Annotated in this window: 8 protein-coding genes; 6 read left to right on the forward strand and 2 right to left on the reverse strand. The window is 43.4% G+C overall.

Features of this window, described 5'->3' with window-relative positions:
* From cls to addA, 6 genes are all read left to right on the forward strand, one after another.
* A partial coding sequence (cls, locus tag AC1U9U_RS11395; RefSeq protein ID WP_479960684.1) for a cardiolipin synthase occupies window positions 1-1,168 on the forward strand: 1,168 nt, incomplete at its 5' end.
* Between the two features lie 122 nt (window positions 1,169-1,290).
* Window positions 1,291-1,800, forward strand: a complete 510-nt coding sequence (locus AC1U9U_RS11400) for an RNA polymerase sigma factor (protein ID WP_479960685.1) — start codon at window positions 1,291-1,293, stop codon at window positions 1,798-1,800.
* Window positions 1,797-3,068, forward strand: a complete 1,272-nt coding sequence (locus AC1U9U_RS11405; RefSeq protein ID WP_479960690.1) for a DUF4349 domain-containing protein — start codon at window positions 1,797-1,799, stop codon at window positions 3,066-3,068. The genes AC1U9U_RS11400 and AC1U9U_RS11405 overlap by 4 nt, the downstream gene beginning before the upstream one ends.
* Window positions 3,069-3,267: 199 nt before the next feature.
* On the forward strand, window positions 3,268-4,098 hold the full coding sequence (locus AC1U9U_RS11410) for a YitT family protein (protein ID WP_479960691.1): 831 nt from the start codon (window positions 3,268-3,270) through the stop codon (window positions 4,096-4,098).
* Between the two features lie 667 nt (window positions 4,099-4,765).
* Complete coding sequence (addB, locus tag AC1U9U_RS11415; protein WP_479960686.1) at window positions 4,766-8,401, forward strand: helicase-exonuclease AddAB subunit AddB; 3,636 nt, start codon at window positions 4,766-4,768, stop codon at window positions 8,399-8,401.
* On the forward strand, window positions 8,388-12,431 hold the full coding sequence (gene addA, locus AC1U9U_RS11420) for a helicase-exonuclease AddAB subunit AddA (RefSeq protein ID WP_479960687.1): 4,044 nt from the start codon (window positions 8,388-8,390) through the stop codon (window positions 12,429-12,431). The genes addB and addA overlap by 14 nt, the downstream gene beginning before the upstream one ends.
* 154 nt (window positions 12,432-12,585) lie before the next feature.
* On the opposite strand, the gene AC1U9U_RS11425 is transcribed toward addA, so the two are convergent.
* Together AC1U9U_RS11425 and AC1U9U_RS11430 are read right to left on the reverse strand one after the other, a co-directional pair.
* Window positions 12,586-13,389: an ABC transporter ATP-binding protein gene (locus AC1U9U_RS11425; protein WP_479960688.1), complete on the reverse strand. Its 804-nt coding sequence runs from the start codon at window positions 13,387-13,389 to the stop codon at window positions 12,586-12,588.
* Window positions 13,364-14,161: ABC transporter permease (locus AC1U9U_RS11430; protein WP_479960689.1), on the reverse strand; the 798-nt coding region annotated here is incomplete at its 5' end. The genes AC1U9U_RS11425 and AC1U9U_RS11430, both read right to left, overlap by 26 nt.

A 14,161-nucleotide genomic window follows, 5' to 3' on the forward strand; every position in this document is an offset into this window, starting at 1 on the left:
GTTTATTCAGGAATCTTTAGCAAGCAAGAATCTAATACGTTTATTGCTCAAAAATGGCTATGCCCCTCTGAGTCGAAATCACTCCATTAAACTCTTAAATAGTGGCCAGGAGAAATTCGCAGCCTTGATTCGGGATCTAGAAGATGCCCAACATCATATTCATCTGGAGTACTATATTTTTCATGATGATGAAATAGGGAAAACAATTCAGGATGTTCTTATCCGCAAAAGCCAAACGGGAGTAAAAATTAGAATAATTGTTGACGGGCTGGGTTCGCGAAATTTATCAAAAAAGTTCTTAGCCGGATTTAGGCATTCAGGAATCGAGCTTAAATGGTTTTTCCCATTGCGTTTGCCGCAAATGCTATTTACTTTAAATTACCGAAATCACCGCAAATTAGTCGTCATTGACGGCAAGATTGGCTATCTTGGCGGAATTAATGTTGGTGATGAGTACCTTTCCCGTAACCCTAAATACGGTTTTTGGAGGGATACCCATCTGCGTTTAGAGGGAGAAAGCATTCGGACAATTCAAGAGACCTTTCGTAATGATTGGTATTTTATAACTCAGGAAAACCTTAAAGATCCTCTCTACTTTCCCAAACCAACGGGGGGCGGAAAAATTCTTGCCCAGGTTATTGCCGGAGGCCCGGATTCAAAAGAAGAATCGGTAAAAGAACTTTTCTTTACGATCCTCAACATCGCGGAAAAGGAAATATTCCTTACTACCCCCTATTTTATTCCCGATGAAAGTATGATCATGGCTTTAAAATCAGCGGCGCGGAGAGGTATTAAGGTGAAAATTCTTGTCCAGGGCAAGCCTGATCACAAATTACCTTATCTTGCTTCCGGGTCTTACTTTGCTGATTTATTGAAGGCCGGTGTAGAAATTTTTCGCTATCAAAAAGGAATTCTTCATAGTAAGGTTTTGACCATCGACAAGAAGATCGGTATCGTTGGTTCGGCTAATTTTGACATACGTAGTTTTCAAATCGATTTTGAACTAAGTACCGTAATCTATAATGAGGAATTCGCTAAAGAATTAAACCAAAGCCAAGAAAAGGATTTAATAGACAGCTTTATAATTACTCAGGAAGAAATTCAAAGCCAAACAAGGTTCTTAGGCTTTGAAACTGCTCTCGCTCGACTATTTTCGCCGTTCATGTAAGGAGGAATCCTGTTCTAAGCAGGATTTCTTTATTTTATGAGGAATAGATTGAGAGGATATCGTCAGATATGCGTACTTTACAGCGTCAAAATAGTCAGAATGAGAGGGGAGGTTTCCTCATAGTGCAAACGGACTCCTTTGATGAGATTTATGAAGAGCTATTTCCCATTCTTTACCGTTTTGTACGTTTGCGGGTTCCGCAAAGTGATGTTGAGGATGTAACTGCTGAAACTTTAACAAAGGTCTGGCGAGCACTGCCAACTTTTGAGGGAAAAAGTACTTTAAAATCCTGGGCGATACGAATTGCCTATCATCATATTGCTGATTTTTACCGATCCCGCAAGGGGAAAAGCATGCAAATCGTATCTTTAAGTGAGGAAATTAAATCGGCTCAAGCAGCGGAAGATCATAGCGATAGCTTATTAACAGCACTCAGTGTGAGTGAAACTCTTTCAAAATTATCCGAACCACAAGTGGCAGTTATCCAACTTCGTCTCATAGAAGGATTCAGTGCAATCGAAGTTGCTCAGATTCTCGGCATTACCCAACAAGCAGTTGATAGTCTCCTGTATCGAGCAAAGAAAAGCTTCCGCAAGTATTACGAAATGGAGAATGCAGGGGGTATTCGATAATGAAAAAGGATGCATACACCCTCTGGGAACAGGAGGGCGATTTAGAACTTATGAAGCTATTCTTTCATGAAGTTCGCCCTGACCTAGAGCAAAAGGAACGAATTAAAAAACTCGCTCTGGAGAAGATCCGGGAAGAAGAGAAAAAGGCAGCCAGTGGTGAATTTCCGCGGAATACTCCTATTTCTGAACTATCTATAAAGGAATCTTTAAGGGAAAAGACCCGGCGAAAGTTAAAGTCTTTTTGGTGGCGCTGGCAATGGAAACTGGCCCTTCCGGTAGCAGCTGTACTGATGATAGTTTTTATCGGCATCGGTATGGAAGGCTTAAAGGACTCTCCCTTGGGAATAGGGAGAGGGTCTGTGGCAAAATCCGGTTCTCAGAATAGTGTAGCCTTTGATACTGCCGGGGTGGCAGAGGCTCCACAGGAATCTGCCCGAAAGTCCATGGAAAATGCTTCAGAATTTGCTACTAATGAGGTCGGAGTAGGTGCCTCGCCTAGTACTGCAGACTCAGGACTCAGGTCGGATATTGCTCCCATAATGCCTATACCGGAACCTCAGACCCCTCCTGCGGATGCAGGTTTGCCTAAAAAAATCACTTATAATATGAATGCCAGCCTGCAAGTGGAAGATGTATCTCAAGCTCTCACTACAATCACCCAAGAAATCATCAGCTTAGGTGGGTATGTGATGGAGTCGTCGGAGAGCAACTACCAATACGATAGTTCCGCTTATGCTATTTTCAAGATTCCTTCCCATCAGTTGGAAGGATTCAAGGGCCATCTTGAGCAATTCGGTAAGGTCCTAAATGAACACACTTCATCTACAGATATTACCAACCAGTATTATGATACTCAATCCAGACTAAAGAACCTGGCAGCTCAAGAGGCACGTTATCTGGAGATTTTGCAGGAAGCAAAGAATGTAGAGGAAATTCTGCATATCGAGAATTATTTAAGCAGTACTCGTATGCAGATTGAACAGCTCCAAGGTCAGGTCAAGCTTTGGGACCATCAGGTTGACTATTCCACCGTGACCATCAACCTTCAGACCACTCCCAGATTAGTTAATGTGAATGACCCCTGGCAACCGGTATCATGGGCCAATACTTGGCAAGCTGCCAAAGATGCTGTTCTCAAAACCATCAGTTCCACCTGGAACGGCATCAATTACCTGGTTGTAGGAATTGCTTATGCGCTTCCTTACATTATAGTTGGAGGAGGGCTAATCGGATTCTACCTGATCAGAAAGTATAAGCGTAAAAATTGAACAGACGCATCTAATATGAGCTTGCGAAAATATTTCGCAGGCTCTTCTTTATTGACTATGTTTGTTAAGTTGTATATTGTAAAATAAGCAAAAGCAAAGATAAAAAATGCTCTATACAAGTTCCGTATATCTAAGCAGGGTATGAAACAAAAACTATGATTGGTTAATAAAAGGAGGGATCTCTTTGACCAGATGGGCCATGATAAGAAGGATTGGAAAATTTCTCGGTATCGCTCTAGGCGCGATCATTGCTGCCTATAGTGTCCAGGGCTTCATCGTCCAAGCAGGACTTGGAGGAGGTGGAATCGGAGGGATTGCTTTATTGTTGTTCTATACCCTCGGTTTTCCGATTGGGGTTGTCAACTTTATCCTCAATATTCCTTTATTCGCTCTAGGGTGGAAAGGAGTTAACCGTATTTTTGTCATAAAGACCTTCTTCGGAATCGTTATCTATTCTTTGGCCTTGGACTTCTTCAAAGGAATTCAGCCTTTAGAATTAAACGATGTGTTCCTTGGTGCCCTCTACGGAGGAGTTCTCGGGGGTGTTGGCTCCGGTATAGTATTTCGCTTAGGTGGAAGTCTCGGTGGAACCGATATCATTGCTAAAGTTATTCAACGCCGATTTGGCTGGGCGATGGGTACTACTATGTTAACTATTAACGCAGTAATCATTTTGGCTTCTTGGGCTATTCTAGGCCCCAAAATCGCCCTTTATACTTTAGTGTCTATGTTTACCTTCAGCAAAACGGTAGATGTCTTAGCCAGTGGTCTCCCGGCAAAGTCGGTAACCATAATTTCCAATCAATCAGATCAATTAATTCAGCGTATCTTGAAAGAATTGGGAAGGGGAGTTACCTTTCTTCATGGTCAGGGCGGGTATTCATCTGCAGAAAAGAATGTGATTATCTGTGTTGTAAGTATTTCCGAACTTGGACACTTGAAAAGAATTGTCCGGGAAGAAGATCCCAATTCCTTCATCATTGTCCAAACAGCCTCTGAAGTAGTAGGTGGGGGATTCGCCTTAGAGTAATTTAGGGAGGAAATAATCGAGCTGATTATTTTCAATTGTTCCTTATTAAAATTTTCTTGACTTGTCAAAAAAGCTAATCTTAATACTTTAGCATTAGTTATCTCCAGCCAATACTCTTTGCCGGAGATTTTGGACTCCCCGAAGGCAGCTCCCCAAATGTTTATAACTCCTTTTAAATTATCTGTTTGGAAATTGTTTAGGGTATAAGTATAGAAGTCATAAGTACTCATTGCTTTGCTCTCTTGAAGATAACTGTTAAGGTCTTTTAACTCCCAGATTTGAATATACCCACGTAAAGAATAGTGTTCATCATTTAAATAAGCATTATATTGGAGTTGCCGGCGATCTTGTACAGGATTTTCAATTATTTGCATCGTTGCGGGAAGTTGTAGGTGGATACCTCTTTCCAGTACATGGGGTACCGTTTTTGCGGCTAGCGTAGCGGTAATTCCGTTGGCTATAGGGTAAAAAACTAAGCAAAGCATGAAGAGGAAGACTCCCGAAAGAAATATTTTTTTCACATTACCCTCCCACAGGTTTTTAGTACATCTTATTTAACTTTTATGCCATTTATACAAATTTCTTCCCTAGCTTTAATCGGGGGCGGCAAAATTCTATCCATGTTCTGTGCTATAATTTTAAGAAAAATGAGAGGGGAACTCTAGCTTTGCGTTTTATTATTGGTCGAGCCGGTACGGGAAAAAGTCGCTTATGTTTAGAAGAAATTCGTCGTGAAATTCAAAATGATCACTGGGGCTTACCCCTGATTCTGCTGGTTCCTGAGCAAGCGACTCACCAAATGGAAATGAGTCTTACTCATGACCCGGCTTTCGGGGGTATCCTTAGAGCTCAGGTGTTAAGTTTTAGGCGTTTGGGCTGGCGTGTTTTTTCCGAGGCGGGGGGTGGGGGAAAAGCAGTTATGGGGGAAATGGGCAAACGAATGCTTCTCCGCCGCTTATTGCTAAAGCATCGTTCCCAGTTGCGTATCTTTGCCCGCTCGGCTACCCGCCCAGGCATGGCAGATCTATTGGCTCAAGCTATTGCCGAGTTTAAAATTTATCGGATTGAGCCTAATGATCTGCGGGCCATTGAGAATGCGGATGAGCTACTGATGCAAAAAACCACCGAGCTGGCTTTTCTATATGAGGAATTCAATCAAAGTCTCTTTCCGAATTTAAGAGATGCGGATGATGAGCTCAATTTAGTTGCGGAAAGAATATCTTCTGCCCCCTTTTTAAAAGGTGCAGAAGTATGGATTGATGGTTTTAAAGGTTTTACTCCTCAAGAGCTTTATATTATTCAAGCTTTAGCAGGGATGGCTGCCGAAATTACAATTAGTTTGCCTCTTGATCCTAGGCTCGTAAAAGAGAAAAGCCCAGAATTCAAGCCTGGCGAGGAGGTATTTTTTGGACCGCTTCAGACCTATCAATCCCTTTTGAGTTTGGCACGGGATACAAAAGTTCCAATACGCCATATCTATCTGAATCAGGTCCGGCGTTTTCATAACCCGGAATTATCCCACTTAGAAAAATACTACAATACTTATCCGACTAAGCCCTATTACCCAAAAGAGAGTTCACTTGGTGAAAACTTAACCGGAATAACTCTTTTAGCAGCTACTAATAAAAGGGCTGAGGTGGAGGGAATCGCTCGTGAATTAAGGCGGTTGACCCGAGAAGAGGGCAAGTTATGGCGGGATTGTCTCGTGGTTTCGCGTGATTTGGCTGGATACCAGGGCCTAATCGAACGGGTCTTTAATGCTTATGAAATACCTTTTTTCCTGGATCATAAACGGCCGGTTACCCATCACCCATTATTGGAGTTGCTTCAAGCCGCCCTTGAAGCCGCTGATACGGATTGGGCCTATGAACCGCTTTTCCGCTGCTTAAAAACAGACTTTTTCCCTTTGAGTAGAGATACCATAGACCGCCTGGAAAACTATTGTTTGGCTTTTGGTTTACAAGGTAAGGCGTGGCGCAGCAACCGTCCCTGGGAATATTCGCGGGGGTTAGGGAGCGAGGTTGAACTAGAGTATATTAATGAAGCACGACAAACCATATTTGCTTTATTTAATCCTGTGGTCGAAGCCCTTAAGCCGAATTCAGACTCCCAAGAAAAGCCTACCGTTGGCCAAATCACTAAGGGTCTTTATGATTTTTTAGTTAGCCTGCAAATACCGGAACAACTGCAGAGTAGAGCGGATGAAGCTCGTCAGATAGGAAATTTAGCTGAAGCACAATTACAAAGTCAGATTTGGGAAGCGGTGATTGAGGTCCTTGATGAGCTGGTTGCCGGTCTCGGTGATGAAATCCTTGATTTATCGGAGTTCACCATAATTTTAAACTCCGGATTTGAAAATCTGAAACTAGGTTTAATCCCTCCTGGTGTGGACCAAGTTTTAGTAGGCTCTCTTGATCGTTCCCGCAATCCGGAGACCGACCTGTTATTTTTAATCGGGGCTAATGATGGTATTCTACCGGGAAAACCTTCTTCTGATGGAGTATTCGATGAATTGGAAAGAGAGCATCTTGAGCAATTAGGAATTGCTCTCGCTCCGAAGGGGAAGGCACAGCTTTATGAGGAACAATATTTTATTTATACTGCCTTAACCAGAGCTCAAGCAAGGTTGTATATTAGCTATTCTTTAACTGACGAAGAAGGAAAGGGGTTGATTGCCTCTCCTGTAATCAATCGGATCAAGACAATTTTCCCTGCCCTTAAAGAAAAATATCTCGGCTATGATCCGGAAAATATAAATGAAGTTGATCATCCATATGCTCTCTTGCCGGCATATGCTCTTCAGCTCCAGAATCTCCGCCAAGGAAGGGACTTACCGCCATTATGGGAAATAGTGCGGGGTTGGTTTCAGGAGCGAAAGGCTTACTTTCCTCAATCTGCGTTATTGGAGGAAGGAGTAAACTATAAAAATCTTGAGGAAAAGCTGCCTAAAGCCTTAGCCCGAAGGCTTTATGGCAAGCGCTTGATCACTAGTGTCTCTCGTTTAGAACAATTTGCTCGTTGTCCTTTTGCTCATTATGCGCAATACGGACTCAAGCTTAAGGAACGCTCCAATTATCGCCTTTCTCCACCGGATATGGGACAGTTCTTCCATACCGTTCTCCATGATTTCGCCGTTGCCTTAAGAGACAAGCAGTTAAATTGGGGGGAACTGAACAAAGAGGACTCTTGGCAGCTTGTTAACGAAGTTGCGGATAAGGTTGCATTGAATTTGCAGAATATGATTTTGTACAGCAATGCTCGTTATCGATACCTGACCCATAAGTTAAAGCGTACTGTTCACCACGCGGTTCGGGTTTTAGGAGAGCATGCACGGCAAGGTACCTTTGTACCTATCGAGTTGGAAGTAAAGTTTGGTCCGGAAGGCACTTTGCCTGCAGTGGAAATACCACTTAAAGATGGCGAGCACTTAATCCTGAGAGGGCAAATCGACCGGATTGATTGTGCTATCCTAGATAATCAAGTTTACTTAAGAATTTTTGACTATAAATCCCGAGAAGCTCAGGTGAATTTGAATCAGATTTTTTATGGTTTGGATCTCCAGCTTTTAGCCTATTTGGATGCGGCTTTGCAAGGAGCCCAGATACTCTTATCTCCTCTTCAACAGGACCAAACCCTTGACCAGATTCATCCTGCTGGTTTTCTTTATTTTCCGGTAATCGATCCCCAGCTTAAAGGGAAAAATCTCCTCGATCCGAATCAAGTGGAAAAAGATCGAATAAAGGCGGTTAAGGTTAAAGGGTATTTGCTGGCCGACCAGCAGGTTCTGCGCGCAATGGATCGCAATCTCGATAATTCGGACTTGCTAGGGATTAAACTCACTAAGGAAGGGGAGTTTAGGAAAGGTTCCCCCATTCTTACGGAAGCACAGTTTACCCTCCTGAGAAAGCATCTTCATCATTTTTTACGTCAAAGCGGTGAGGCTCTTTTGGATGGCACTATCGCTATTGCCCCTTATCGACAGGGCAAGAATAATGCTTGTCAATATTGTACTTATAAGCCATTTTGTCATTTTGATCCTTACTTACCGGAGAACAATTATTGCGATTTGCCTGTGGTTGCCGACAAAGATTTTTGGCACCTATTAAATGATGGGGACGCTGAGGAAGCACCTCCAGAGTCTATGAATTTTACCGAATTACCTCAAAGGTCTGAACCGCTGCCCGAAAAAAAAATCGAACCTAAGAATTCTCTTTTAAACATCCAAAAAAATCAGGGGCTGAATTGGTTAGGGGAGGAAGATTTTGCCACCGGAAAGGAGGGGAACACGCATGAGCAGTCCTAATTGGACCCCGGAGCAAACTGCTGCAATTGATTTAAAAGGCCAGATCCTGGTGGCTGCCGCTGCCGGCTCCGGCAAAACTGCGGTACTTGTCCAGAGATTAATCCGCCGTATTACCGGTGCCGAAGAAAAGACAGATGTAAACCGGTTTCTTGTGGTTACTTTTACCAAAGCCGCAGCTGCGGAAATGCGGGAGAGAATTGGTAAGGCTCTGGATGATGCCCTCTTCACTGCAACAGACCCCCTAGAGGTTGAACACCTGCTTCGGCAAAGAGCTTTACTCTATCGGGCTCAAATAACAACCCTTCATTCTTTTTGTATGGAGTTGCTTCGTCAATACTTCTATCAAATCGAGTTGGATCCGGCCTTTCGGGTAGCTGATGACACGGAGACCGACCTTTTGCGTCAAGATATTATTGAGGATTTGTTTGAAGCGTATTATGCCCAGGAAAATCGGTCTTTTCAAAACCTCGTTGATGCCTTTGGTACCGACCGGGATGATCAACCTCTTATGGAAGCCATTTTAAGGCTTCATGAATTTGCTATGAGCCAGATTCATCCGGAAGAATGGCTAAAGGAACTTCCTACAGCTTATCAATGGTCTAATTCCGATGAGTTATTGCAGAGCCCTTGGGGAAAAGTTGTTCAGCGGCGCGTTCTTGACCAAGTGGAAGATGGGCTTGCCCTTTTAGAGCGGGCCCATCAGATTGCTGTAATGCCGGGAGGACCTTTGCAGTATGCCCCGGTCTTGCAAGATGACCTAGCAAGGTTGAGGCTCCTTCAGCAATCTTTTGACCGAGAAAGCTGGAGTAGGGTAGAGGAAGCTTTTAAAGTGGCCTCAGTTTTTCCTACCCTTCCGCGTGGCGGTAAAAAGAGTCAGGGCCAAGCCCTTGTTGATGAGGATGAGCAAAAGCGGCTTCGGGAAGAAAGCAAGAAGGCCCGCGACGAAGCCAAGAAGAAGCTGGAAGATATTAAGGCTGCTGTTTTTTCCATTCCTTTAGGTGAGCAGCTACCTTTCCTCGCTAAAATGTCCCAATTAGTTCAGACCTTGGCCCAGGTAACCTTAAGATTTATTGAGGAATATCAAAAGGCCAAAAGGCAGCGGAATATAGTTGACTTTGGGGATCTTGAGCACTTTGCCTTAAGGTTATTGACAGAAGCTAATCAGCCCTCCGTCATCGCTAAAAAGTTACAGGAGTATTATGCGGAAGTTCTGGTAGATGAATATCAGGATATTAATCCCGTTCAAGAACGCATTCTTCAACTAGTGTCCCGTCAAAATGGACCGGATGCCAATCTATTTATGGTTGGTGATGTGAAGCAAAGTATTTATCGGTTTCGCATGGCTGATCCCCGCTTATTCTTAAAAAAATATGGTGATTTTCCTCATTATAAAGTAGGAGAGGAAGCCGCCCACCAAGAGTTGGTTATTGATTTGAATCAGAATTTCCGCAGTCGCGCCGAGGTCATTCATGGTATTAACTTTCTTTTTTATCAGCTAATGACGGAAGGGGCAGGGGAGGTAGCTTACAACGAACAAGCCGCCCTGCGTCCGGGGGCAAAATTCGTCACCAATCCCGATCTAAAAACAGCGGAAGGACCAATCGAAGTTCATCTTTTCGATCCGAAGGACATCGCAATAGCTATATCAAGGGAGAATCAGCCGGAGGAATCAGTACCGGCTGAACCCATTAATTTGGAGTCTAAAGAGGATGAAGGCCTTGAAGACGTAGAAACTGCTCGTATTGAAGCAAGCTTAGTAGCAACACGGATTCAAACAATGGTTAATAATTGCGAATTTCAAATTCATGATAAAGAATTGGGCGATTTTCGTCCGGTACAGTATTCCGACATAGTTATTTTGATGCGGTCCTTGTCTGCGGTTGCTCCCATCTATATTGAAGAATTGCAAAAAGCGGGAGTACCGGTATATGGGGAAACCAATAGTGGCTATTTTGGAACTAATGAGGTTGATACGATCTTATCTTTGCTGAAAGCAATTGATAACCCCCGAGTGGATATCCCTTTGGTGTCGGTACTCCGATCCCCGTTAGTTGGCATGAATGGAACCGAGCTTGGTAAATTGCGTTCATTAATACCTAATGGAGACTTTTATGAAACTATAGCCCTAACTTATTGGGCCGGTAACGAAGCAAAATCCGACAATATTATTGATTCCGAAGTACAAAAGATCCTCGAAAGGCATCAGGAGTATTTACCCCAATTAAAAATTAAAGCCAAGGAGATTCTTAAAGAAGCCCCCGATCTAAAAGATAAGGTGAACTACTTTTTTTCCAAGCTTCAGGACTGGCGGCAATTGGCAAGGCGTAGTTCTTTAGGGGATTTAATCTGGCATCTCTATGAAGAAACCGGCTATCTGGCTTATGTAGGAACCTTGCCTTCCGGATCTCAACGCCAAGCCAACCTACGTATTCTCTATGATCGGGCCTGTCGTTATGAGGAAACCAACTATCGAGGCTTATTCCGTTTCCTGCGTTTTTTGGAGAAATTTCAAAGTCAAGGGAAGGATCTCGGTAACGCAAGCACCGTGGGAGAAAAAGAGAACGTGGTGCGGCTATTAACCGTCCACTCCAGCAAAGGTCTGGAGTTCTCAGTAGTTTATGTAGTGGGATTAGGAAAAAAGTTCAACACCCGCAGTCTTAGCAGCAAGCTCTTACTCCATTCTCAGCTAGGTGTTGGGATTCCATTAATCGATATTGAAAACCAGGTTCGTTATCCTTCTCTAATTCAATATGCTGTTAAAGAACGGATGAGGCAGGAATCATTAGCTGAAGAGTTACGAATCCTGTATGTTGCTCTTACCCGGGCCAAGGAAAGATTGCTGTTATTCGGACACCTTGATAAGTTGGAAGAAACACTGGCTAATTGGCAGAGTTTAGCGCGTAATTGTTCTACTATTGCTTATCCTGATGGACAACTCCATAATGCCAAGACCTTTCTGGACTGGATTGGTCCGGCCCTAATGCGTCATCCTGATCAGCTATTTGCGGGATATCCACAAATAGAGTTAAGCCTGCCGGATTCAACATCTAAGTGGAAGTGTATTATTCATGGCGGGATAAGCAATTTTGAAGGACTACTCCCTACAGAAGAAGTTGATCTTAAAACCGAAGATGCTGCTCAAAAAGTTGAGAGTCTTCCGGAAATCGGTGAGGATCAGGAAATCGGTAAAGATCAGGTGATCTGCGCGGACCAGGTAAATAGGGGAGATGGTGATGAAGAAACAACTGAATCACCCCGGGCTAGATTGAAGGAAGAAGTATATAGGCGTCTTAATTGGAGATATCCTTATGCAGATTCAGTCAATAAGCCTGCTAAAACCAGTGTTAGTGAATTAAAGAGGCGATTACCTTGGTATACCGACACATCTGAGGGAACAGGCAATTCTTCTTCAGCCTCAAATTTCCCTAGACCGAAGTTTATGCAAGGCCCAAAGGAATTCTCTGCTGCCGAAAAAGGCACTGCTCTTCATACGGTCATACAACATCTCCCCATTAAAACATGGTCTAATTCCTGGGAGGGATTTACTCTGGAAGAGAAGGACGGATGTCTTGCTGATCTTTTACAATCCTTACTAGAATCCGAAATTATCTCAGAAGAACAGAAAAAAGTAGTATCCATAACCAGTTTAAGAAAATTATTAGACTCTCTTACCGGTAGACGTTTGTTCGAAGCTGAAGAATTACGAAGAGAGGTTCCTTTTACGTTATCCCTTTCCTTAAAAAATCAAAAAGAGCCGGTTCTGGTTCAAGGGATTATTGATGCGGTAGTTCTATCTCCTTTGGCACAAAAAGCTGATATTATCGACTTTAAAACCGATAATCTTGGTTTGGATTTCCAACCGGAGGTAACGCTGGCTAAACGCTACGCCTTGCAGTTAGGCTTGTACGCAAGAGCAGTAGAAAGACTTTTGAAAATACCTGTCCAAAGTCATTTGATCTATTCCACCTCCTTGAATCGGGAGTTTGAGATACCCTCTGAAGTCATTCAAGCAGCCCTAGATTCCTTATAAACTAAAAAACCCCGCTATCGATAAAGTTTAACACTCTATCGATAGCGGGGAAGAGGTGTGTTAACACCAGAAAGCTCAGCCGTTCCTCTTATCCGCGTGGAAAAGTCAACTATACTTCAGATGGAGTTAAAACTCCACCCGCAGCAAGTTTCCTTTAACGAGTTCCGGCCAGCATCATCCGGTCATTATTCATATGAATACCGCTTGCTCTTTCAAACATATCCAGCAAACGACTAATTGTCATACTGCTGCGCTCTGCACCACGAATGTCCAGAATTATTCGTCCCTCATGCATCATGATGGTACGATTCCCTACAGTCAGAGCCTGTTCTAAGTTATGAGTGATCATGAGAGTAGTTAGCTTGGAACTTTCGGCAACTTTGCAGGTAAGCTCAAGAACTTTTTCGGCAGTTTTCGGGTCGAGAGCAGCCGTGTGCTCATCTAAAAGGAGAAGTTTAGGCTCTTGGAGAGTGGCCATAAGCAAAGTAAGAGCTTGACGCTGACCACCGGAGAGGAGCTTGACTTTAGTGGTTAAGCGTCCTTCCAAGCCTAAACCTAACTTTGCCAATTCATTACGAAAATAATCCCGTTTATTTATATTCAGGGCCCAGCGTAGGCGGCGGGACTCACCACGGCGTAATGCCATGACTAAATTTTCTTCGATGGTCATCGAAGCAGCAGTTCCTGATAAGGGATCCTGAAAGACCCGGCTGATCAGCCCTGCCCGTTTATGGGAAGGCCATTTGGTAATATTAATTCCATCAATTGCTATTTCGCCGCTATCAGGGAGGAATACACCGGCAACAGCATTCATCATTGAGGATTTTCCGGCACCGTTAGAGCCGATTACAGTCACAAAGTCCCCAGGGGAAAGTTCTAAAGAGAGCCGATCCAGGGCCTTTTTTTCATTGATGGTCCCTTTATTAAAAACTTTAGTTAGATTTTGAACCGTTAGCATAATGATCCCCCTTCCCAAATATGCCGCCGTTAAATGCAGTAAATTTAGATCTTAGGCTCGGAGCGACAAGTGCGATAAGGACAATAATGGCTGTAAAGAGTCTTAAGTCTGTAGCTTCCAAGCCGAGCTGTAAAACTACGGCGATAATAATCCGATAGATAATGCCGCCACAAATTACAGCAATAATCGTTCGACCGATTGAGGAAGTTCCGACCAGGACTTCACCGATAATAACCGAAGCCAGTCCGGCAACGATCATACCAATCCCCATGCTGGCATCGGCAAATTGTTGATTTTGAGCGACATAACTGCCGGAGAAGGCCACCAGACCATTGGATATTGCTAAACCAAGAATTTTCATAAGGTCCGTATTTACCCCTAAACTTCGGATCATTAACTCGTTATCCCCTGTAGCTCGTAAGGCTAGACCGATCTCTGTATTAAGAAAGAGGTAAACCAAAAATCCGATAATTACAATGGTTATAAAACTAAGAATAAGGATTCCGTATTTATCCATGCCGGGTAGTTTGGCGAAATCGGTAAAAATGGTCCGGGTCTTGAGTAAAGAGATATTGGCTTTGCCCATAACTCTTAGGTTAATGGAATAAAGTGCGGTCATAGTTAAAATACCGGAAAGGAGGGGAGTGATCTTAAATTTTGTATGAAATATTCCCGTGAAGACTCCGGCGATAGAGCCGAAGCAAAAAGCAATCATTGTCGCCAGCCATGGGTTAAAGCCTTGAAAGATAAGAGTGGCTGCGGTGGCAGCTCC

The sequence above is a fragment of the Desulfitobacterium sp. genome (assembly GCF_982384815.1).

What these genes read in the sequence shown, in the direction of transcription:
- AC1U9U_RS11410 (WP_479960691.1), top strand. Translation starts at nt 3,268, where the DNA reads ATGATAAGAAGGATTGGAAAATTTCTCGGTATCGCTCTAGGCGCGATC.
- AC1U9U_RS11425 (WP_479960688.1), bottom strand. Translation starts at nt 13,389, where the DNA reads ATGCTAACGGTTCAAAATCTAACTAAAGTTTTTAATAAAGGGACCATC.
- addA (WP_479960687.1), top strand. Translation starts at nt 8,388, where the DNA reads ATGAGCAGTCCTAATTGGACCCCGGAGCAAACTGCTGCAATTGATTTA.